Here is a 21,018-nt window from a genome sequence, read left to right as displayed (position 1 = left end):
GAGTACACGGGCTGCTAAATTTTTGACCTTAAAGCCAAGGGCGAGCAAGACTGAGCGTAGCAATAAGTTTTGCTCAAAACAGTAGCCGCCACGTCTTTCATTAATAAGTTTTCTCGACAACGATTTTAAATTCAAACAGACAGGTTGTTTGAGCAATGAAGTTAGATTTTCAAAGGCAATCGCCTTGGTATGGCATAGGTGAATTGCCTGTAGCGTTTGCAGCGTGGCACAGCAATCTCCGCTATAACCTATTCGTTGAAAATAAGCATTGAGGTCTACTGTATCGGATAAATGTTCCAATTTACTCCCCTTCTACTGCCACCATTTCTATAATGCCATCCTTGTTGAAATAGCCGATCAATGTGGCGATCGCTGTTTTGCATACACTAGCACCGGCACCCGTTTGTAAGCAGGCGTACCGCAGCGCGTTTCTGTTCTGGCTTTAAAAATGACATTCACCTCCGGATAAAACATCAACGCCGCACCTTCGCGTACAGCACCGTAAATCACTTCTACATTCTCTAGTTTGTCGGCATCGCCCTGGACTGTGACGAGATCATGTTCGGCTAACCCAATCTTTTGTGCATCTGTGCGATTCATCAAAATGCAGTGGCGATGGGGCATTCCCCGGTACTGATCGTCAATTTTGTAAACCACCGTGTTATGTTGGGAATAACTGCGTCCAGTCATTAATGCCAGCACGAGACTATTGGCTCTAGGATCAATGTCAAAATCTTGAGGTTGAGGTAAAGCCAGATTCGGCAGTGGCGTAGTCAACATTTTTGCCTTACCTGACGGCGTTTTAAAATGGGGTTCGGTGACGATGCGCCCAGAGATGGTGAACTCTTCTTTGGTGTCGTCAATCGTCGCGATTTTTTCATAGCCGGGAATGGTTGTAGCAATCAGTTGCCGCACGTAGCGCGTATCTTGCAGTTTACGCCATTCGACAGGATAATCACCCAGCAGGCGATGCGCTAGTTCAGTTAAAAACTCAACTTCGGAAATTAAATCTGCATCCTTGAGGTGCGTTTTGCCTTCATCATTAAGGCGCACAAAGTTGTTACCCGATTCAACGGTGGTTTTGTGGGGGTTTTCAAATCGGTTGAGCACAGGAATGATGATTGTGTGAGTTTTCGCCAATCCGTGAAAGTGACCAATATTGGGTTTAGTAGCAAGATAGATGATAGTATCAATGTTACCCAATGCCCGTTTTGCCTGTGCTGAGTCAGGATTAGCACCATAGAGATTGCCACCTACACAGATGAGACTATCCACTTTGCCCACTTGGGCTGCTTCTATGAGGTCACGAGTATGATAACCCTTGGGTAAAGAGAGCGATCGCCCCAACAACTTCTCCAAGGCTTGCTTAATCTCTTCTTTGAGCTTCACTGTAACACCCATTGAGCCAAAGCCCTGGACGTTGGAATGTCCCCGTACTGGCATGACTCCGGCTCCCAGTTTGCCAATCTGTCCGCTAATCAACGCTGTATTGGCAATACTGTAGACATTATCGACACCATTGGTATGTTGCGTAATTCCCATTGCCCAACCAAAGACCACACCCTTTGATGTGCCGATGATGGTTGCGGCAGCTGCAATTTCTGGCTGGGACACGCCACAGGTAGTAGTAATAGTTTCCCAAGAAAGCGATCGCGCCTGTTCTAATACCGCTTCCCAGCCTTGGGTATATGCTCGCAAAAAGTCGTATTGCACAAACCCCTGTTCTATTAACGCTTTCTGAATGCCCACAAACAGCGCTACATCACTACCGGGAATCGGCTGAAGATATAATGAAGCAATGTCAGAACCAGGAATCAGAGATTTAACTGGGAATGCCGGAGAGCCAAATTTCACCAAGCCAATTTCCATCACAGGATTGATCACAATCACTTTGCCACCCCGATCCCGCAGTTTGATCAACTCATTCATCAAACGTGGGTGGTTGTAAGCGCAATTTGACCCTGCTAACACCACACAATCTGCCTGCTTCAAGCTTTCCAGGCTGACGATTGAGGTATTTGTGCCAAACATCTCCTTGAGTGCAGTTGTGGAAGGAGCATGGCACAGATCTGAACAATCTGCCAAATTATTTGAACCTAGGGTTCGCAGCAGCAGTTGTAGTAAAAATGCCGCTTCGTTGGAGCCGCGCCCCGAACTGTAGGATGCAACTCGCTCTGGTAGTTGAAGAAATGCAGATGTGGCGATCGCATAAATTTCTTCCCAAGAAATGCGCTCATAATGGTCATTACCTGAGCGTCGAATCACTGGGAAGCTGAGTCTTCCCAATCGATCCGCTTCCATAGAAGATAGCTGTTGTAGGTCAGTAATTGTGTGGTAATCAAAGAAGTGGACTGGAACCGCAGGTTGGATTTCGGCTGAAATTGCTTCTACACTTTTCATGCAGCGTTGCACTTTCTCACCCGCTTCATTGGTAAACCCACCTTTTTGTCCACCAGTCCCCCAGGAGCAGGACAGGCAAGCGCTCTTGTGAAACAGGGTTTTCCAAAGATGTGGACCTTCTGGCGACAGTGTGTGCTTTGCCCAATACTTAATTACAGGCAACCCACCACCCATCCCTGGGGTGTTTTCATTGGTTTCGTGGAAGGGCGGTTGGGGCTGGGGGTTAGTATCCATCTAGTTGCAGCGACAAATCAGTTCATTTTGTGCAATTTAATGTAATTTACTGGACATGAGAATTCCTCATTAGGTAGATTTTCTCCCTCTCTACAAGTTAGGAACTGGACTTTTATGAGTCGCAGTTATACTCACACAATTATTTGCTATGTTTAGTATCTAAAGGATAAGTATTGATTTTAATGTTTCACATTGGGCGAAATCATCCCATGATTAAGCCATTGAGCCTATTCTTGCTTCTTTTTATGGTAAATAAGTATAAGTACTCTGAGTAATACAGACAGAAATAATGACATCTGTTTTTTTTGGCTTGGCTTGGGCTGTTTATGGATTTCTTCTAGGAGGTCTGACTCCCACAATATTTTATTTCTTGCTGTATACATTTTTATCTTTTGTCAGCCCAGATTCTGGGGTATATAAATACACGAATAAATACATAGAGCCAACAAAAGTCATACAGATATGTGCATTATTAGGTGCTATATTCGGATTTTTCTTTGGTGTAACTTACTAATTAAGTATGAGAGCAGCTGAATTATGTCTAGATTTGCTGCTACCCTTTGTTTTTGTGTTTCTTTATCTTTTTTAAGTTCTTGAATTTCTATGCACTTATGGATTGATTGGTTAGCAAACCAGACATATCTAATACTCGGACTGACCAAGTAGATGCACAATCTGCCATATTTGCGCTTTGGGTCGATTCGCTCCAACTGTTGACCCAATTGAGTTTCCAATCTTGTAATACCTCTATTAATTGATTTAATTCAACATCATTAACTTCACTGTTTTGCTGTATCAAAGACAAATACAACAAGCTCTCTTCTAACAATACTGGAACTATTTCGCCCTTTGCACTATTTTTTACCCAAGATTTGAGCCTTGCTAAACAGGCTGCCAATTCCCCTAATTGCTGTGGCTGGGTTAGATGTAAAAAACTAGTTTCAATTGCACTCCACTTAGGCATTACAATCCTCCTAGCAATTGCTTGGTAATTTGGCTGACTTGTTAAAGAATCTGTGGTGACTGTATGATCATACTACGGTTGTTCTGGCTTGGACGGATATTGATAATTGACTCAAACACTATGTCCTGGTTATATGGTGACCAATCAGCCCCCCAAATATCGGGTTGTCGGCTTCCATCTTTAAGCAATTCTTGTTCACATTCGTAGTGGCGAACCCCACCACCTGCAAGAATTTGACGTTCGATGTCTACTGCTATTTTAATAAATACATCCCAAGTTTTCAGCATTTCCTCTATTTGTTCATGGGTAGCAGGTTCCCGAATAATTAAAACCAATTGCAACTCATCCTACTTAATAATCAACAACATCAATTTATACAATTATTAATATAAGGATTAGTACGTAGACAATAACAGTTCAAGGGTACAGTCTGTAGCTTCAAAAATTCTCTACTTCGTTTTCTACACCATATACTCCTTCCACCAGAATTTCACAGATTTAAGCTGAATGAACTTGCCATTAGGTGATAAGCCTTACTTTTTCCTTGATACTAATAGTTGCACTTTACTCTTGCTTTTGTCAACTAAAGATTGCATAATATGGCTAGCCAAGAACAGATAGAAGAGGTTGTAATGTTACCACTAACTGAAGTGGGATCTATTAGATGGACAAAGGAGCGCGGGCAGAAAATGCGCTCACTGCGTGGTGATATGCCATTAGTAACTTTATCTAAAAAGCTTGCTGAATATGACGTAGATATGTCTCGGCAATATTTGAACCGGATGGAAACATTCACAGAGGTTAAAAGTGCTTCCCCAGAACTAGTTACTGGCTTATGTAAAGTATTTGGCTGTACTTTGGCTGAATTACTGTGTTTAACAGAAACCAAAATTGTGCAATTAGGGGTTGACAAAAGCAACTAAAAGTTGCACTATATTGTTAAGGAGAGCAAGAAGAATTCAGAAGTCAGGAGTCAGAATACATCCGTCAGAATCAATCAGTTGGGGATTCAGTCCCGCGACTGATTGAACGCGAGTGCTTCTCTATGAGGGAGAAGACCACCGAATTGAACATTTGGTGAGGCAGTCGCACAGAATTGAATTCTGGCTCCTGACTCCTGAATTCTGTTTAGTTACCCACAAAACCCAATGCCACCGGGACTAGCAGCCGGAAGCCAAACTTGTAATGCTCAAGCCGCCGGAGATGATTCCGATGACCTAACTAAGTCTAAAAAATTGGTTATTTATCGAATCTACTTCTAGAATCCAAAGATTTTTACAGCTTCGCTGATTATTTTGTGAGAGCGTTTCATTTGTACAGCGCTCTTTTGTGCTTCAAAAACAAAGGCGATCGCCCATGTCTGGAAAACTCAGCGATCGCCTTTTACCCTTTTATCAAAGGAATATCTATTATGACCTACAAAACACCTGCACAGCAAGCAATTTTCGCTTCTTTCGCCGTTGATGAGCAAACGATAACTCAAGCAGAGCAAGAGCAGCACATCACACAACAGGGTGAAGTTTTAGCACTCGAAGAATTCACCATTGTCGAAATCACCTGCTACGACTATGAAATTTACGTTGGCGATAAACTGATAGCCAGCATCACCTACGATCATGACGACTTCGTGACCCAACGCTGGGTAGTCATGGTGAACTCAACCGAAGAACATCGTGCAAACAGCTGGGCCAAGTGCCACAACCACATCACTTGGCATTACAAGCAAGGCACACTGCCAGTACAAAAGCAAAAAATACCAGCTACTACCACTGGTAACGAATTCATGGCACAAATTGCCTTGGAATGTGAGAAGTTTGGCTTTGAACTACTTGATGATGGCATTTACAACAACGACAAAAAGCTAGGCTCGGCAGGATGTAGTGACGGTCGCTGGTGGGTGAAAAGAGCGTCATCAGAACATCAGCAGCAAGTGCCCTGTGATTCTGCATTCGATGCCGTGTGGTCATTGTCGATGGTCGAAGTATTGCCTATTATGGGCACAAATCGACCCAGAAGAAGATGCAGAGGGCGTAACACAATTTTTATATCAACAAGCCAAAGCCTCTGTGAAAGAAGCTGCAAGGCCTGTAATTCAAGAATCAATTCACCAGATGAATAAAGTCAAGATGCAAAAACAATCATAAGAATTAAGAAGTCAGGAGTCAGGAGTCAGAATAAATGAGACAACCAGCAAGAACATTCCAAGATTTGATAGTTTGGAAAAAAGCACATCAATTTGTTTTAGCCGTTTACAAACTTACTAGTCAATTTCCTAAATCTGAAATATATGGCTTAAGCTCTCAATTTAGAAGAGCAGCAATTTCGATACCAGCAAATATAGCTGAGGGATTTAAGAAGAAAGGAACAGCAGACAAAGTAAGATTTATGAATATAGCACAAGGGTCTTTAGAAGAATGTCGATACTAGAAAAGAATTCAGGATACAGAATTCAGAATTCAGGATAATATCTCACAGTCGATTAATTATAAGTTAAGCTGTTGAATTTTCATAAACTTTTATTCTGACTACTGAATTCTGACTTCTGAGTTCTTCTTATTTAATTCTTACTAGAGACCTTGGGTACGATGATACCTCGGAATTAATGATCCAACTTGAAGAAGTCAGTAAGTTACTAACAAGTTATGCTAATTCCATTCTGACTCCTGGCTCCTGACTTCTGAATTCTAGCCAAACTGAACTGGATGATTTTTAATTATGCCTGAAATTAAACTTGGATTAGGTAATCCACCACAGCCAATTTATCTGTATGTGAAGAAATTAGAGGTTGATGGTTGGATTTATGCTTGGTATAACTGCGAAATTGAACAAGATAAGAAGATTCCTGTCAGCCAAAGAGCATTAACAGGTTATGTTTTAGAGCTAAGACTAACAGATAAGGATTTCAAAGGCAAGGATAATCTAAAATTAGATATTGTTGTTCAAGCTGATGAAATTTATATCGTCCGCAGTGGCATTGAAACAAACTTTGCTAAATCATTCTTATTAGCTGCATCTGTTGTTCAAGATTTTACTCAGCCTTTGATAATTGTTGCCAATCCCGGTGATGAAAATTCAGTTTTCTGCAATCTCTATGATGCTTTGACTAAAACTAAAATTCGTCGAGAATGGAATCCAAATGCTGATTGGGCAATAATGATTCGTGATGTTCAATCGAAGTTAACTCCAATTTCAGATTCAGTCGATTATGCTCAATCTGCACAACCGCAATCAAATCCAAAGCAAACTACTGTAACATCTGCAATACATCCTCAAGATTTACGGGTAAAACAAATTCGTAAATTACTAAATTACCCGCTTGATTTAATCAAAGAATGGTTACATTTTCAAGATGTTAGTAGTCCCAGTGAGCTTCATCACAGTAAAGTTGATGAGCTTGTAAAAACCATGTGTATTGCTTGGGCATCAGACAAGTTTGACCACCCCAATCATGCTGCTAATTCATATCAAAAATATGTTGTTAGTGCTGTAACTGATGGTGTGGATGAACTGCAAGCCATCAAAGCATGGATGCAGCAATTTCAACAGCATACTGTTGCACAGATGGTATAGATACTCGCTGAAAAAATACACATTTAGATAGGCAAATACTATTCATCTGGCACCAAAATTTGAGCACCTAAAATGCAAAACATCTCCGATTTAAAATATGACTAGAAAACCTTATGATCAATTTTCAAAGCAATTCTTGGAAGAGTTACTTTCTCCTCTAGGAAAGGTGGAAGTCAATAAAGAAATAACCGATGAAATTCGCCAAGTAGATATTTTGTTTTCTGCCTCACCAACACCCCAAGCTAATCAACAGTCATTGGGGTTACTTGGCAGAATAGCTGTAGGAACTTCTCTGCTAGAACCATTTCGCAATCAACCAACGAAGACAGAAGTACGCAACTGTCTTCTGAAGGTCTTTACAGTCATGGCAGACTCACAACGAAAAGCCAAGCGAGAGGATGCGAGCTTACCAGAGGATAATCTTGCACGATTATGGATTTTAGCACCATCAGCTTCAGAAAGTTTGCTTAACAGTTTTGGCGCTAAACTGGAGCTAGACAATTGGTCTGCTGGAGTTTACTTTCTAGCTAATTCATTGAGAACGGCGATAGTCGCGATTAACCAGCTACCAGTAACCAGTGAAACATTGTGGTTAAGGCTCTTAGGTAAAGGAGAAACTCAACGCCAAGCTGTCAGTGAATTACTAGCACTACCCGATAACAACGTAGTACGACAAAACACTCTTAAACTAATTACCAATTGGCGAATTATTTCAATTCAACAGCCGGAAAATCTCACACAAGATGACCAGGAGTTAATTATGAATTTGTCACAAGCATATCAAGAATGGGAAGAAACTACAAAGCAAAAAGGGCAACGTGAAGTTGTAGAGAACTTACTGAGAGTCAGGTTTGGTAATTTAGATGAAGAGCTATCAAGAGTAGTTGAGAGTTTGTTACAGTTACCACCAGATGAGTTTGCTAGAGTACTACTGCAATTACCTCAATTGTCTCGCGAAGAACTGTTGAGTAGGTTTTCAAGCTAGTTTTAATGAAAATTATCCCGAAAATAGTTACCAAAATCTTACAAATTATCAATTAGCAAGCGCTTTGTTATTAACAGAGCGCTTCTTTATATTCTCCGAAAATCATGAATGAACAAACTCTAGACAAGACACTGTACTTAGACAGCAGAACCAGAGAATCTGTGCATGAAGAATTAGTTGAGATTGAAGAATTTAGAAGTCAGAATTCAGGAGTCAGAATGTAATAAGTGGCGGCTCTGAATGCCCAACTGATTGTTCGCTTTTAGCCGCTTTCTTTGGGATAAGACCACCAAATCTAAGATTTAGCGGGGATTTTAAACCCGTTTATTCATCCGCCAGTTGCATAGAATTTAATTCTGAATTCTGGCTCCTGACTTCTAAATTCTGTTTGATAAAATCTTCAATTTACTAGTAGATTTTCAAGAGCATAACCCACGAGTTTATCAATTCTTATGCGATAACAAAAGGGATTTGAGTTTGGCAGATGCAATACAGGCGCTTGCACAAACCTTGGAAGTTTTGAAACTAGATGAATAGCTTTGTTACGAGCAATTACCAAGATTTAGGTTAATCAATATGGATGTACAGCAACAAACTCAACAAGCTTGGGATGCATTAATGGGTATCGACAAGCGACATTATGTACTCACTGGCTTTTATGGATTAGGAGATGCATTTTTGATCAGTGGTCAAAATCCCACTTATCAAAACCAAATAGTTCTGGTAGAGCATCGTGGAAAATCTCAAATTAATCACTGGGATTTCAGATGTAATCGCTCGGAATGCAGACAGCAGCCTACCATTACAACTAATGGGGATGATGGTCACGGTAATTTGAAGCGAAAAGCTCTTTCACTTCAGGTGTACAGCTAAGGCTTGATAGTACTTTGAAGTGATTGCCGCTAACACTTATGAATTTTCAATTTTCTGGTGCTGAGTTAGAGACACATCAATAACTGGTCAAGTGCATAACTTACGCTGACATCTTTTCATCAACAGCTTGACGAATAATTTGTTGCTTGATGGAATCGGCTGCCACTGCTGCAATGCTTTCCCAATCTTCTGCTTTCAATAATAATTCCAGTAATTCGCGTAATATTTCTCTATTAGAAATAAACTCTTCACCATACAGTTCATCTTTTCCTAGAGCAGCAAGTATGGATTCTCTTACCTCTGGTGTAGGCAATCTTAATTTTTCCAAGATTTTTTCTCTTGCTGTTTTTACTGCAACTTTTGTAGCTGTGCCTAAATTCCAATTATTCAATAGCAACCGCACTTCTTTATTCAGAGAAATACGTAACGTGGTTAAACGTCCTAAAAGCTCAAAGTTAAGCATTAGGTCACCAAATGCCGAACCCCAATCTAATCCAGCACCAATATTCCCGCCTACTTTATCCTCAGCTTCCACAGCTTTTTGTAACCATTGTTCATGAGATAATAAATCCATTGGATTTACTAAGTTTTCTTGGCTAAAGGTATTGTGATTTTCTCTATTTTCTTGCTGACTCATTGATTAACCTTGACTGCGTTCTTCCAGAAAACGGCGTACTCCATATTCAAAGTAGATTAAATCGTCATAATCTTCATCTTCTCCCAAATCAATCATCCCTTGACGATCATAAAATTCTTCTGCCCCTGGTAATGAATGTAACCCTACCCTACCCTCATAACCTAGTTCTATACTGCGATTTCTGGCAAATGCTAATAGTGCAGTTCCGACACCTTTAAGTTGTGGAGGACTTTGAATAATTTCTCGATTCCAGGGCGCAGAAGCAATGCCATCAACATAAATTAAGCGTTTGCCCTCTGACAACCGAGAACCATGCATCTGGGTTTCAATTAACATCAAACCTTGAGTATCACTTTCATATTCAACTGCATAGCCTTCGCGGTTTGGTTGTTTGTTAATCATTGACTGAAGTTTAAACTCCCAGTCCCAAAATTTATCTTCTTGCCCGTGAAGTTTTAACTGTTCTTTCCATTTGCCAGCATAATCAATAACGTGCTTCTGCGCCAGTTCTACTAAATCTGCCTCCACAGTTATTCCATCAGTACCGTGAATTAGTTTTACTTTGCTGAATAAACTCATCAACAGCCATTGAATGGGGAAATGGTTAACCAAAAAATCAATAACGCTAATCGTATAATGCCACCAAAGATTGAGATTGAGCCAATGCATCCCAAGGATTTTAAAAAAATTCATGATACTCCAATATACATAATGCATAGGCTCACGGGATATCCTCAACAGACAATCAGTCATTGGTTAGCGGATGAAAGTAGTACAAGATATCAACAACCCAAACCACATGTACTTAATCACTTTGGCGCTATCCATAAATTGTTATCAAACAGAATTCAGGACTCAGAAGCCAGAATGGGCTAAACGCCTCCCTATCGCTCTAAGCGCAGCCATGCCCGCAGGGCTTTATAGAATTGAATTAGGTGTGGCAGTTCGACATATCAGTGCATCGCTAGCGGATTAATAGACGGTGAAACGTCATACTAAATTTTTAATTTAGCAGTCAATAGCGCGTAGTGGCTCTGAATCGCTCACTAATCAATCCTGGATTCTGAATACAGAATTCTGTATTCAGAATTAACTATTTAGTGTCAGTCTGACGCTAAGTTGTGAGATAAACATGACTTTCAACTAAGCAAGTTTTTTATGATTGATATCAGCACTTCCGGAAATGAATCGGAAGTTCATCGGAAGTCAATCGGAAGTGAAAGGAGGGAAAGTATTGCAACTGAAAAGTTCTTGCTCCGTTGAAGAAGTTCTCACAAGACAACAGGCAGCTCTGAGATTGAAACCACAAATTAGCGAAAGGCAATTAAGAACATATCTAGATTTAGCTTCTTTATATCTCCCAAGTTTTGCTGATTTTAGAGATGAAGAGAATGGTGGATTAAATCGCCATGTCAAATTGACTAATTGGCATCTCCCAGTTCTCCAACAAATTAGAACTTGCGTTTTACTTAAGGGTTTAATTAAAACCGCAGTTGAGTTAAAACAACACCCAGAAAAATTTACAGGAGTTTAGATAATGACTATTAAAGAATATGCAGAATCTATTGGTATAAAGCCAGGTAAGTTAGTTGACGAGTTCCGTAAGAACTTCCCAGGTGAGACTTGAACAATTAATTCCCAACTCCCCGAAGAATTTCTGGCTGCTCATTCAAAAGTCAAACAAGACCAACAGTCTCCTTCACAACCATTCAATGGCATGGGAGAAGCCACAATTACGAAAGCTGACGAAGCAATTCAACAGGCTTCGTACAAGCTAACAGCAGCAGATAAACAGACGATATCAGGCGCAATAGCCGTTCAAAACGAACAATCGAAAATCTTGGGTGCCTCTACTGGGGTAACAGGCGCATTGTTGTTCATGGAATCGTTGATTGCAGCCAAAGGAACTGTACTAGATGCTTTTGCTGAGCAATCTCTGCTTGAAGTTGACAATCAAATAGCGGAGATTGATCAGAGCTTAATTAACCTAGCCGAAGAAGCCTCAACAAGATTGGGGGAGTCCATCCAAAAAAAAGGTGCGATTCGTTGCCTAGTGAATCTCGGTATCCAGTCCGTGCATAACTAAGCCAGCCCGACAGCAGATTACTGTCACTAAAGGCTGAACTCTCGGTCAGATGTAGGTGAAAGCCCTACCATTCAGACTCAGAATTGACTCCTTATCTGCCCACACCGAACAAGCTCGTTTCTTGTAGAGTGAAGCTGGGAACAGGGCGCAATCAGACGACCGTTGCGGGTTGACACTGGTGCTAACAGGGAGTTCCTATGATGAAACAGAGCCTAGAAAAGCGACTTAGCGGAAGGCAGGGCGCAACGCAAAATCCCTGACCTCACTGGAGTCCATTCCCGCCGAACATCTTTTTAGTATCGGTAAGAGTCCAGGGAATCCAGCAGCCGAATTGGCTACATCTAACGGAACTATCAATCTCTCCGAGGGAACGAATAAAAACGAGTTGTGGGTCTAGGGGCAGTCGAACCCCAAGTAGCCCAGACGAGCGGATTAATCCCCACAATTCGGGTAGGACAGACCGTAATTGGTCTGAGGTGTTCAGAAAATACAAACTCCAGAAGAGAATGATTAGACACAGTAAACATACTAGTGAATCTTGGAAAGCCCTACCGTGGAAGAAATTCCGCCGAAATCTTTTCCGCCTTCAAAAGCGCGTATTTAAAGCTGTTCAAGTTGGAGACAAGCGGAAAGCTAGGTTACTCCAAAAGCTTATTCTTAAATCCACCTCGGCTCGATTTCTGGCAATAAGACAAGTATCTCAGCTAAATGCTGGCAAAAAGACGGCGGGTATTGATGATAAGAAATCCCTCTCATTTGAAGAACGCTTCAACCTTGAAGAACTACTGAAAATGAATAGTGGAAATTGGAAGCATCAAGGATTACGGGAAATCCCCATTCCCAAGAAGGACGGGACTACCAGAATGCTTAAAATACCGACCATAGGGGATAGAGCTTGGCAATGCCTGGCAAAATACGCACTCGAACCAGCACACGAAGCCACTTTCCACGCTCGGAGTTACGGGTTTAGAACTGGGCGCTCCGCCCATGATGCACAAAAGTACATCTTTATCAACCTAAGCTCTAAAGCAAACGGAATAGAAAAACGAGTAATAGAACTCGATATCGAAAAATGCTTCGACAGGATTAACCACTCAGCAATAATGGACGAACTCATCGCCCCCAAAGGCTTAAAACTCGGTATTTTCCGATGCCTCAAGGCAGGGGTAAATCCAGAATTTCCTGAACAAGGAACCCCACAAGGGGGAGTGGTTACCCCTCCCACAATCTTGCAAACTTTCTGGCTCAAACTTTGGGAAATCAGGAACTTCCCCTACGCGAAAAACCACATTTACCTGTTCAGTGTCCACCTCAACTCGCTTTACTAGCAGGCGAATAATTTCTCGTTGGCTATTCCATTCTATTGAGTCAAGGTTGTTGATGACTTTAGCGGAAAACTCCTCCAAGCGACCAATAATCAGCCTCAGTTCCCGATTTAGCGTAGCCTCATCGTTAAGATTTTTCACCTGGGCTTCGATAACTGCCACTCGTTCTTTAATTTTATGAATCCTTGGCTCAAATTCGTTTTTTTCAATTAGACCCTCAGCATAGCTATCAATCAACCGTGCAATACCCCGACGTAGTTTGGTAATTTGAGATTCTAAGGCTTTAATATTTTCTTGAGTAGCTGAAGTCGGTTCTTGCCCTCGACGTTGATATTCCAGATAAAGGCGTTGGGGATTTTTGAGCAAAGAACATACTTCTTGCCAAACAGCCGCTTCCAAAGTATCAGTTCGTACCTGAGTATTGCTACAAACTCGATTACCGCCAAAGCGATAAGCATCAGTACCAATGCACCGATAATAAGCATAATCACGAGGTTTGCTTTTGGCAGATTTATTACTGATAGCTTTGCCATAGTAAGTATAACCACAGAGCTTGCAGGTAACTAAACCTTGCAACAAGTATCTGGCACCTCGTTGACCAATTCGAGAACGACGCTGATTTTCTTGCAATTGCTCTTGTACAGCAGCGAACAAATTTTCATCCACAATCTTGGGGACTGGGACTGAAATCCATTCAGAGACATCAACTGAGTTGGTTGAATAGTCACGCCTTGGTTGAGCAGAAGCACCCCGAATCGGTCGTAATCGATGCCGACGGGAGCAAACTTGGGTTTTACCAAAAGCAGCAAATCCAATATAGGCTGGGTTTTTGAGCATTCCCCACACCGTAGACCTATCCCAAACCGTTTTTAGGGTTTGGGTCAGGTGTCCATCTGCATTCAGTCGGCGACACACTTCCCCAATTGTGAGCCTTTCTCTGCCCACCCAGTCAAATATTTGTCGAACTACTTGAGCTTGTTCGATAACCAATTCAAAGTGAGCCTGACCGCCACCATCGGCTTTGCTGACATATTGATAACCATAGGGGGCACAAGACAAGACGTTGACTGAGCCGGATTTGGCTGCATGTCGTTTACCTCGCCGACTGCGTTCCATGATTTTGGCTCGTTCGTACTCGGCTACCATCCCTTGTACTTGTAGCAGCAAATCATCTTCTGGCGATTGTCCCAATTCTCGATTGAGGAAAATTACTTCCACGCCACAACGGTGCATTTCGTCAATTAATAGCACTTGATAGGCATATTTGCGAGCTAATCGGTCGGGAGAGTGGACGTAAAGCCGATCTACTCCATTAGCAAAAGCCAAATCTCTCAAACGCTCTAATGCCGGACGTACCAGTGTTGCTCCACTATACCCTGCATCAATAAAGGTCAGTTCTTCACACAGTTTTAACCCATCTGCTGCTACCCTCAAGCGAAGGGCAGCTAATTGACTAGCGACTGTCTGAGTTTCTGTTTGCTGCTCTGTAGAAACCCGAGCGTAGATAGCAGCCTGTAATTGGTTAGTGGTCATAAATTAGACCTTAAATTAAGTAAATTTTTGTGTTCTACCTGAGCGACTGATCTCGTTAAAGATCATCTGCTTTTACCTGGGTTGAGTAGAGTTTTGACAGTAATCGGGCAATTGACTCTCGTGCTGATTTTTTTGCTGTCAGGATAGTTTTTGCGTTTTTGAGTGCAAAAGCTTTGTCTGGAAAAAAGTCGTGATTCGTCTGACTAATCTCTAGAAAACTTGATTCTGTTACAATATCGAAATTCGGCAATCTTGATTCTGTATCAAAATCAAATTTAGCCGATAATTCTTGCTGTTTCTGTAACTGGGTTAAGGATTGTACTGAACTAGACATTGATTCTGTGACAGTATCATCAACTAAAGATTTAGATTTTGTGTCAATATCAAATGGCGACTCTGACTGGTGGACAAATTCGCGATCGCCTAAACTACCAACTAGTTTTGATTTTGTAACTAAATCCTTTTCTTTGTTAATAGATTCTGTGTCATTATCAATCTCTTCACCCTTATCCAGGCGACGAGCTATTTCTACAAGTTGAGAAGCAAATTCTTTAGGGATTCTGATTGTACAAGTATCTTTGTGGTTCCAGCCTGATTTTCTACCTGCATTCTCTCGATATCCACCTCTTGGTGAACTTAAGTTGTCAGGTCGCTTCTTTTTTTTCATCAGTTTTTACTCCTTCCTGATTTTGTCACAAAATCACCCACTACCAAAATTTAAGGAGTTAAAATGACCAACTTCTTCTGCCCCTTCCCTTGTTAGCTCATTTTGTAATCCGGGATTTTGACTGGATTTTCGTTTTGAAAGGCGAAGTTCAGGAATTACTTGTTCATAGGCACAAGCCATACACTCATCTGATATCCGGCTGGCTTCAAAACTAACTTGCACCAAGAGATGCCGACTTTTTTTCGGCTTTTGACTACTCATGGTTTCTTTCCTCCAATAGATGGCCCTGTAATGCCATCATCGGGGACTATATGAGTATTTATTGGTGCCCCTGCAAAACCTTTACCATAGCCTGGACGCAGTTGTTTTCGAGGAATAGTGACCGAGAACTCTATGGAATTTTTTGCAAGATTGTAGGAGGGGTAGTTAGCCCATTACTAGCTAATATTGCACTCAACGGAATTGAGAGTATACACAGATACCATAGCCAATACACAGAGGGTAAAAGGATTACACCTAAAACCCCAGTCAGTAAAATCACCGAGTCATCAGTCCGATACGCAGATGACATGGTTATTATACTCCGACCCGAAGATGATGCGACAGAGATACTTGAAAGAATCAGCGAGTTCCTCCGTAAACGCGGAATGAATGTAAGCCAAAAGAAAACCAAAATTACCGCCGCGACAGATGGGTTTGATTTCCTCGGCTGGCACTTTAAAGTCCAGAACAACGGAAAGTTCAAAAGCACTCCCTCAGTGGACAACTTCAAAGCGTTCCGCAAGAAAGTAAAACACATCGTCAACAACTCGAATTATGGTTCTATCGTGAAGGCTGAGAAATTAGCTCCGATAGTTAGAGGCTGGAGAAATTACCATAAGTTCTGCAAGATGGACGGGTCTAGAAACTCGTTATATTACATCCAAAAAAGAGCTTACACGGTACTCAACAAGGAAACCAAGCAAAACCGCGATTCTAGCAAGAAATTACTAGACGAGGCATTCCCAGCAGTTTCCTACTCCGAAAATAAACACGTCATGGTCAAAGGAACAAAATCCCCCTATGACGGAGATACAGCCTACTGGAGTGAACGTAATAGTAAGCTCTACGACGGCGAAACCTCTAAAGCTCTTAAGAAGCAAAACCATAGATGTGCCTCCTGCGGTTTAAAATTCATCGATGAAGAACGGATTCATCTGCATCACATCGATGGAAATCACGCCAACTGGAAGAAAAATAATCTGGAAGCAATTCATGAGAGTTGCCACGATTACAAGCACATGAGCAAAAGCGCAAGCTAAGAACATCGGGAGCCGTGTACACGGAAACGGGTACGCACGGATCTAACTGAGAGGTGCAGGGAATAATATCCCCCATCGACTCAACCAACAACTCAAACAGCGACTGAACCTTTTGAGAGAACGAGTCAGCTCAATGGGGACACAGATTCGCTTCTAGAAGCTTATTCAACAGTAGCACTTGCTCTACAACTACATCAGGAGACTGTCGCTACTGTTGCTCAAATACAACTACTGCAAGAAATCTTGAAATCCCAAAGGAAAAAGACAGTTATGGATATTCTCAGTACAAGTTTATTCACCACTTCAGTTTTGGGTGCTTTGGGTGGAAGTGGTTATTTAGTAGGAAGTGTAATTGCCACTGGCGTACTCTCTGCTGGATTGCTCCCAGCTTTAGGAATAGTTGTTGGTGCAGGTTTTGCAATTTTGGGGCGTGTTTCAAAATGAGCCTCAAACTCGCACAGGCATTGCAGAAACTAGCAATTAGCCCAGTCAAGCTTGACCAAATAGCAATTGCAAGGCTTGAAAAAGAGTACGGAGCTTCTGTAACAGACATTCTGACTGAGCTGGAAGACTATGCAATCGTACATCAAGTTCTCAACGACCAAATAACCAAGCCAAAAAACAAGCGATTAATTGCTATTGCGAATGGTTGTTTCTGGGCTGCCGCGATCGGGATTTCAACATTACTGATAAAGCCTAATGTCACCATAGCTGCCATGACTTTAGGCTTTACTGCTGGCATATCGGTGAAATTGATCGGAGAGAAATCGTGACTACTAGTGCTAATAAATACCTTGGACAAGCAATACTTGGCTTTCTAGGAATAGCCTTAATTGCATCGCCACTATTCCTAAAACTCCCATCCCAATTTCAATCATTTAACGCTGCCGCAAGCATTGAACAGAGTGAAGATGTAGAGCGCTCACGCATCGAGCAACGCCAGCTGACAGCTTTAAAGTTAGCTCAAACCCAAGTCATGCCCAATACTCAAAAACTCAAAATCCGGCAGTACATTGATAATCCAAAACGAGATCCGCGCCCAGAAACTACAGGTTGGTTAGAGTCGGAAGTGGTTTATGTTTATGACTCTGCGGGTGCTTGCATTGGGCGGATTTCTTCTCGGCAATGGCAATGGAAATACCACTACAAAAATGCTTGTAATGATGCACCTGACTAGGAGGGATTAAGAGAGTGAATACTCATAAAAACTCATCTTCTGAGCAAGCAACCGAGAAACAGACACAAAAAAAGAAAGGAGTTTCAGACTACATAGAAATCCTTGCTGGATGGATTGTTGATATTATTTCCATCCCTGTATCTTTCGTTTCCTACATCCTGGCACAGTTCGTCACTCCTGGTTCTGGTGGTACAAAAATCATCGGCGCACTGGGCTTTTTCATCGGTTCTTTACTCAGTACTGATGGCATTTGGCAGACAATGTTTGGCGGCATTCCTCTCCTTCCCTGGTTTGAACAAAATTGGATTGGGTGGATTGGTTGGTTAGCACTGCCCTTCAATCCATTATTCTGGTTATCTTTTGGCATATCTGCATTAGTTCAAGTGATGCAAGCTCGAACATTGCGTGGTAAACGCCCAGAAGAAGCAAAAACCGAGTTTGAATATTCCAAGCAGTTTACATTAGGCGGCAAACCCAGTGGCACCATTGACCTAACACAGGCATTGTGGCGGGATTACAAGGTTGCCGGGATGAAAGAACGACACACAGGTGGTGCAGTTGCTTTGTTCTTTTGGATTTTCGACCTGACAACCACTTTTGTTGGACGGAACCCTTTCGCTTTCACCAACCCCAGCACTATCCTTGCCTGCCTTGTCTACAACTTAGGCTCAATGATGGCTGGCGAAATTGGCTACACGATTTGGAAATTGACCAAATGAAGAAGAATCCAGAAGTCAGGAGTCAGGAGTCAGGAGTCAGAATGCAATTAGTGGAGGATTCAGATAGTGGGGGATTCAGACCCACCACTAATTGTAGACCGCTAAATTAAAAATTTAGCGGGGGTCTTAAACCCACTTATTCATCTGCCCTACGGGTGACGCTCCTGCGTCGCTCTAAGCGTAAAGCCAACGGCATAGCTTCGCTTAGGGCGCAGCCTCTCCGACAGGAGAAGCTATGCCGTTGGCGAAGCCGACGCACCAGAAGGCTTTACGCTGCGCTAACGGCAGTTCCTTTAAGCGCGGTAACCCCGCCAACGGACTGCCTCACCAGTCGTACAGAATTCAGTATGAATTCTGACTCCTGACTCCTGAATTCTATTTTGATAATCAGTATTGGTGAACTCTATGGATTTTCTCAATTATCAGCCAGATCCTGCATCTCATCACAACCAGACTTATCAGGGAAACCAAGTACCATCTTTAACTACGCTAGAAACTGCTCGACTCAGAGAAGATTATCCCTCAATAGAACACCTGGAAGCGGGAAATGTTGCGGCTTGGTTAGTTGAACGTACCGATCAGCTATTAGTTAGAGCCAAAGATGAGCGAGCTGGGATGAACCTCTCGAAACTCATCACTCTTGCTGGTGGGGCAATTGGAGCAGTTTGTTACGCTACTAGTCCTTTGGCACCCATCGGTGCATTAATTGCTAGTGCTGGGTATGTTTGGGCGGTTGCAACTGACATGAATGCTTCCCATCAGTTTGCACCCATACCTTTCATCAGAGGCAATTTCTTCGAGTTTTTATCAGCAATGGGTGATAGCCAAGCCAGAGAAGAATGGTTCTCAAATCAAAACGAATTTGTTGACTTGATGCATCATTTGGAACCCTGCGAGCGTTATGAATTTGCCATGCTCAGACAGCACACCCATACCTTAACTGAGTTTATTAATATTGTGGAACCTGGGAAACGCTTTTACGCTTACCGATATTTGCTTGATTGCTTTGTCAATTTTCGCGGTGTCTTCCCCACATTTGACCAACTCAATCAACATCTTGCCAAAGTTTCAGTTGACCCCAGGGTGAATTATCACCATGTCCAAGCAATTCAACAAATACGTCCCCCACAATTAGAAGCACCTCAAATTAACTTACCCCCTCCACCTATTGCTCACTTACCTTTAGCCGCACCAACAACTGATTTACCGCTTGGTATTCCTTGCTCACCAACTTCAGAAACTAACACATACATTGATGAATACAGTCCCCAAGCTCCGCAAACACTTGATGTAATTGAGAAGATGTCACAACGGATTTCTAATCATTTAATCATAGGCATTCCTGGGGCTGGCAAAGGTTTGCTTGTGAGTAACGCTTTACGGCGAATTAAACAGTTGCATCCGCAGACTACCATTTTTTACATTGACCCCAAGAACGACCCAAAGGAAACTGGTTATTTCTCTGGCTGTGTAGATGTCCTCAAACGGGCTTCTACTCCATCGATGACTCCACTCGAAATCGTCAGTTGGTTCCAAAACTGCATTAAAGAATTTGATGCTCTTGCTGGTGACAAGTTGCTGGCTTTTGATGAAGGTACACAGATTGGCAGTCAGTTCAAGATTGCTAAACAACTCGATTGGCTCAAAGGCAAATTGACCAGTTATACTTCCTGCGGTGACTCTGCGGGGATTAGAGTTTGGATTTTAGCTCAGAATCCCCATACTGAAGATTTAGGCATTAGCGGCGGATTGCGATCGCAATTTACTCCCCTGGCAATTGTTTCTAGTGTGAATATTGCCGCTTACAGTGCGATGATTTCTACTGGTTTTATCCCCAATTCTCAGAAAATCAGTGATGCCAAACTTCAGGAGTTCATTGATGCTTCACCTGTAAACCGAGCGGTTTATCATGGTGGATTAAATAATTGGTTTGCAATGCCTAAGCTGGAAAATCATTCTGGCTATGACCGTGATTCTAGAAGTTTTCTTGAAGGATTTCAGCCACCCACTCCTGGAGAATTTCTCAGTTCTGATATCGATACTATCAAGAGACTGGAGTCGAGTTTTCACGCTGATGAAACCGTTTCGGATTCCTTACCTAGCGAAACAGCGAAACAATCATCCGAAACGCCGAAAGGACGCTCCATCAATAGTTTCGATTCACAACAGCAGCGTTTCACCCGTTTCGCCTTACTCCGAAATGAGGCAATAGCGGAGATTTTGCGCTTGCGAAACGAAATGAATCTCAACCAGACCCACATCATTAGAATCCTTTGGGATGCAAGACCTGGGGAGAATGAGGCTTATCGAAACGCCGTTTCGGAATACAAACAACTGATGGCAGATGTTGAATAGTACTTTTTCTCTTCGTTGGCAAATTTTTTGCTTGTTTTAAGGGACTTCCAGAAAATAAACTATTCCATTAACAAGAATGATAATCATTTTAAGGGGGGGAATGAAGGGGCTGCCGTCGGCAGCCCCTTCATTCCCCTTTTGTAGTAATTTGAATAATGATGTTTGTTTTTGAGTGTGGTAACTGGTGGCTAT

Annotated in this window: 23 protein-coding genes and 2 pseudogenes; 16 read left to right on the top strand and 9 right to left on the bottom strand. The window is 42.1% G+C overall.

Translation table 11 applies throughout. The features are described 5' to 3' along the window. Both H6G41_RS32280 and H6G41_RS32275 read right to left on the bottom strand, forming a co-directional pair. Positions 1-300, bottom strand: a 300-nt coding sequence (locus H6G41_RS32280) for an arylamine N-acetyltransferase (protein ID WP_190752227.1), incomplete at its 3' end; no start/stop codon positions are given. Positions 301-357: 57 nt separating this feature from the next. Further along, positions 358-2,634: an FdhF/YdeP family oxidoreductase gene (locus tag H6G41_RS32275; RefSeq protein ID WP_190752225.1), complete on the bottom strand. Its 2,277-nt coding sequence runs from the start codon at positions 2,632-2,634 to the stop codon at positions 358-360. 289 nt (positions 2,635-2,923) lie between these two features. On the opposite strand from H6G41_RS32275, the gene H6G41_RS32270 reads away from it, so the two are divergent. After that, the gene (locus H6G41_RS32270) at positions 2,924-3,148 is read left to right on the top strand and encodes a hypothetical protein (protein ID WP_190552198.1); all 225 of its coding nucleotides are present in this window, start codon (positions 2,924-2,926) and stop codon (positions 3,146-3,148) included. 87 nt (positions 3,149-3,235) lie between these two features. On the opposite strand, the gene H6G41_RS32265 is transcribed toward H6G41_RS32270, so the two are convergent. Next, positions 3,236-3,598, bottom strand: a complete 363-nt coding sequence (locus H6G41_RS32265) for a hypothetical protein (RefSeq protein WP_190752223.1) — start codon at positions 3,596-3,598, stop codon at positions 3,236-3,238. A 41-nt stretch (positions 3,599-3,639) separates the two neighbouring features. Then, entirely contained in the window at positions 3,640-3,933 is a 294-nt protein-coding gene (locus tag H6G41_RS32260) for a DUF5674 family protein (protein ID WP_190752221.1), read from the bottom strand. A gap of 264 nt (positions 3,934-4,197) precedes the next feature. Between H6G41_RS32260 and H6G41_RS32255 the strand changes: the two genes are divergently transcribed. The 6 genes and pseudogenes from H6G41_RS32255 to H6G41_RS32230 all read left to right on the top strand — a co-directional run bounded on the left by H6G41_RS32255 (position 4,198) and on the right by H6G41_RS32230 (position 9,026). Further along, positions 4,198-4,521 (top strand): XRE family transcriptional regulator, encoded by a 324-nt coding sequence (locus H6G41_RS32255; protein ID WP_242038128.1) that lies wholly within the window; start codon positions 4,198-4,200, stop codon positions 4,519-4,521. 488 nt (positions 4,522-5,009) lie between these two features. Continuing rightward, positions 5,010-5,717 carry a hypothetical protein gene (locus H6G41_RS32250; protein ID WP_190752219.1) on the top strand — a complete coding sequence of 236 codons (708 nt, stop codon included), beginning with the start codon at positions 5,010-5,012 and terminating at the stop codon, positions 5,715-5,717. Between the two features lie 59 nt (positions 5,718-5,776). After that, positions 5,777-6,022: pseudogene (locus H6G41_RS32245) on the top strand (four helix bundle protein); the annotation flags it as partial. A 291-nt stretch (positions 6,023-6,313) separates the two neighbouring features. Continuing rightward, on the top strand, positions 6,314-7,168 hold the full coding sequence (locus H6G41_RS32240) for a hypothetical protein (protein WP_199316435.1): 855 nt from the start codon (positions 6,314-6,316) through the stop codon (positions 7,166-7,168). A 97-nt stretch (positions 7,169-7,265) separates the two neighbouring features. Further along, positions 7,266-8,153, top strand: coding sequence for a hypothetical protein (locus H6G41_RS32235; RefSeq protein WP_190752217.1), 888 nt, complete (start codon positions 7,266-7,268; stop codon positions 8,151-8,153). A 576-nt stretch (positions 8,154-8,729) separates the two neighbouring features. Next, positions 8,730-9,026, top strand: a complete 297-nt coding sequence (locus H6G41_RS32230; protein ID WP_190752214.1) for a hypothetical protein — start codon at positions 8,730-8,732, stop codon at positions 9,024-9,026. A 100-nt stretch (positions 9,027-9,126) separates the two neighbouring features. Here the strand turns inward: H6G41_RS32230 and H6G41_RS32225 are convergent, their stop codons facing one another. Beyond that, positions 9,127-9,663 (bottom strand): hypothetical protein, encoded by a 537-nt coding sequence (locus H6G41_RS32225; protein WP_190662517.1) that lies wholly within the window; start codon positions 9,661-9,663, stop codon positions 9,127-9,129. 3 nt (positions 9,664-9,666) lie between these two features. Then, positions 9,667-10,242, bottom strand: coding sequence for a GNAT family N-acetyltransferase (locus H6G41_RS32220; RefSeq protein ID WP_190662522.1), 576 nt, complete (start codon positions 10,240-10,242; stop codon positions 9,667-9,669). Between the two features lie 604 nt (positions 10,243-10,846). Here H6G41_RS32220 and H6G41_RS32215 point away from each other — a divergent pair. The 3 genes and pseudogenes from H6G41_RS32215 to H6G41_RS32205 form a co-directional block, all read left to right on the top strand. Continuing rightward, a complete protein-coding gene (locus tag H6G41_RS32215; protein ID WP_190752212.1) occupies positions 10,847-11,197 on the top strand; it encodes a hypothetical protein in 351 nt (116 codons plus the stop codon). Between the two features lie 183 nt (positions 11,198-11,380). Then, positions 11,381-11,749, top strand: a complete 369-nt coding sequence (locus H6G41_RS32210) for a hypothetical protein (RefSeq protein WP_190752210.1) — start codon at positions 11,381-11,383, stop codon at positions 11,747-11,749. 506 nt (positions 11,750-12,255) lie between these two features. Continuing rightward, positions 12,256-12,969: pseudogene (locus H6G41_RS32205) on the top strand (reverse transcriptase N-terminal domain-containing protein); the annotation flags it as partial. Here the strand turns inward: H6G41_RS32205 and H6G41_RS32200 are convergent. Genes H6G41_RS32200 through H6G41_RS32190 form a run of 3 tightly spaced genes read right to left on the bottom strand, consistent with a single transcriptional unit; the run spans position 12,880 to position 15,535 of the window. Then, complete coding sequence (locus tag H6G41_RS32200) at positions 12,880-14,607, bottom strand: recombinase family protein (protein WP_190752208.1); 1,728 nt, start codon at positions 14,605-14,607, stop codon at positions 12,880-12,882. The pseudogene H6G41_RS32205 and the gene H6G41_RS32200 overlap by 90 nt on opposite strands. A 55-nt stretch (positions 14,608-14,662) precedes the next feature. After that, a complete protein-coding gene (locus H6G41_RS32195) occupies positions 14,663-15,274 on the bottom strand; it encodes a hypothetical protein (protein WP_190752206.1) in 612 nt (203 codons plus the stop codon). A gap of 33 nt (positions 15,275-15,307) precedes the next feature. Beyond that, positions 15,308-15,535 carry a hypothetical protein gene (locus H6G41_RS32190; protein ID WP_190752204.1) on the bottom strand — a complete coding sequence of 76 codons (228 nt, stop codon included), beginning with the start codon at positions 15,533-15,535 and terminating at the stop codon, positions 15,308-15,310. Between the two features lie 50 nt (positions 15,536-15,585). Here H6G41_RS32190 and H6G41_RS32185 point away from each other — a divergent pair, with 50 nt between their 5' ends. The 6 genes from H6G41_RS32185 to H6G41_RS32160 all read left to right on the top strand — a co-directional run bounded on the left by H6G41_RS32185 (position 15,586) and on the right by H6G41_RS32160 (position 20,826). Then, positions 15,586-16,575: a reverse transcriptase domain-containing protein gene (locus H6G41_RS32185; protein WP_190752202.1), complete on the top strand. Its 990-nt coding sequence runs from the start codon at positions 15,586-15,588 to the stop codon at positions 16,573-16,575. Positions 16,576-16,845: 270 nt separating this feature from the next. Continuing rightward, the gene (locus H6G41_RS32180) at positions 16,846-17,019 is read left to right on the top strand and encodes a hypothetical protein (RefSeq protein WP_190752200.1); all 174 of its coding nucleotides are present in this window, start codon (positions 16,846-16,848) and stop codon (positions 17,017-17,019) included. Further along, positions 17,016-17,348 (top strand): hypothetical protein, encoded by a 333-nt coding sequence (locus H6G41_RS32175; RefSeq protein WP_190752199.1) that lies wholly within the window; start codon positions 17,016-17,018, stop codon positions 17,346-17,348. The genes H6G41_RS32180 and H6G41_RS32175 overlap by 4 nt, the downstream gene beginning before the upstream one ends. Next, entirely contained in the window at positions 17,345-17,752 is a 408-nt protein-coding gene (locus H6G41_RS32170; RefSeq protein ID WP_190661965.1) for a hypothetical protein, read from the top strand. The genes H6G41_RS32175 and H6G41_RS32170 overlap by 4 nt, the downstream gene beginning before the upstream one ends. A gap of 14 nt (positions 17,753-17,766) precedes the next feature. After that, on the top strand, positions 17,767-18,471 hold the full coding sequence (locus tag H6G41_RS32165) for a hypothetical protein (protein WP_190661963.1): 705 nt from the start codon (positions 17,767-17,769) through the stop codon (positions 18,469-18,471). Between the two features lie 405 nt (positions 18,472-18,876). Continuing rightward, a complete protein-coding gene (locus tag H6G41_RS32160) occupies positions 18,877-20,826 on the top strand; it encodes a hypothetical protein (RefSeq protein WP_190752198.1) in 1,950 nt (649 codons plus the stop codon). Positions 20,827-21,018 lie beyond the last annotated feature (192 nt).

It is taken from the genome of Tolypothrix sp. FACHB-123 (assembly GCF_014697075.1).
Lineage (GTDB): Bacteria > Cyanobacteriota > Cyanobacteriia > Cyanobacteriales > Nostocaceae > Aulosira.
This window is presented reverse-complemented; position numbering and strand designations above follow the sequence as displayed.

Excerpts from the sequence above, each read along its gene's own strand:
- H6G41_RS32275 (WP_190752225.1), bottom strand. The coding sequence starts at position 2,634 with ATGGATACTAACCCCCAGCCCCAACCGCCCTTCCACGAAACCAATGAA.
- H6G41_RS32270 (WP_190552198.1), top strand. The coding sequence starts at position 2,924 with ATGACATCTGTTTTTTTTGGCTTGGCTTGGGCTGTTTATGGATTTCTT.
- H6G41_RS32265 (WP_190752223.1), bottom strand. The coding sequence starts at position 3,598 with ATGCCTAAGTGGAGTGCAATTGAAACTAGTTTTTTACATCTAACCCAG.
- H6G41_RS32255 (WP_242038128.1), top strand. The coding sequence starts at position 4,198 with ATGGCTAGCCAAGAACAGATAGAAGAGGTTGTAATGTTACCACTAACT.
- H6G41_RS32250 (WP_190752219.1), top strand. The coding sequence starts at position 5,010 with ATGACCTACAAAACACCTGCACAGCAAGCAATTTTCGCTTCTTTCGCC.
- H6G41_RS32240 (WP_199316435.1), top strand. The coding sequence starts at position 6,314 with ATGCCTGAAATTAAACTTGGATTAGGTAATCCACCACAGCCAATTTAT.
- H6G41_RS32235 (WP_190752217.1), top strand. The coding sequence starts at position 7,266 with ATGACTAGAAAACCTTATGATCAATTTTCAAAGCAATTCTTGGAAGAG.
- H6G41_RS32230 (WP_190752214.1), top strand. The coding sequence starts at position 8,730 with ATGGATGTACAGCAACAAACTCAACAAGCTTGGGATGCATTAATGGGT.
- H6G41_RS32225 (WP_190662517.1), bottom strand. The coding sequence starts at position 9,663 with ATGAGTCAGCAAGAAAATAGAGAAAATCACAATACCTTTAGCCAAGAA.
- H6G41_RS32220 (WP_190662522.1), bottom strand. The coding sequence starts at position 10,242 with ATGAGTTTATTCAGCAAAGTAAAACTAATTCACGGTACTGATGGAATA.
- H6G41_RS32215 (WP_190752212.1), top strand. The coding sequence starts at position 10,847 with ATGAATCGGAAGTTCATCGGAAGTCAATCGGAAGTGAAAGGAGGGAAA.
- H6G41_RS32210 (WP_190752210.1), top strand. The coding sequence starts at position 11,381 with ATGGGAGAAGCCACAATTACGAAAGCTGACGAAGCAATTCAACAGGCT.
- H6G41_RS32200 (WP_190752208.1), bottom strand. The coding sequence starts at position 14,607 with ATGACCACTAACCAATTACAGGCTGCTATCTACGCTCGGGTTTCTACA.
- H6G41_RS32195 (WP_190752206.1), bottom strand. The coding sequence starts at position 15,274 with ATGAAAAAAAAGAAGCGACCTGACAACTTAAGTTCACCAAGAGGTGGA.
- H6G41_RS32190 (WP_190752204.1), bottom strand. The coding sequence starts at position 15,535 with ATGAGTAGTCAAAAGCCGAAAAAAAGTCGGCATCTCTTGGTGCAAGTT.
- H6G41_RS32185 (WP_190752202.1), top strand. The coding sequence starts at position 15,586 with ATGAGTATTTATTGGTGCCCCTGCAAAACCTTTACCATAGCCTGGACG.
- H6G41_RS32180 (WP_190752200.1), top strand. The coding sequence starts at position 16,846 with ATGGATATTCTCAGTACAAGTTTATTCACCACTTCAGTTTTGGGTGCT.
- H6G41_RS32175 (WP_190752199.1), top strand. The coding sequence starts at position 17,016 with ATGAGCCTCAAACTCGCACAGGCATTGCAGAAACTAGCAATTAGCCCA.
- H6G41_RS32160 (WP_190752198.1), top strand. The coding sequence starts at position 18,877 with ATGGATTTTCTCAATTATCAGCCAGATCCTGCATCTCATCACAACCAG.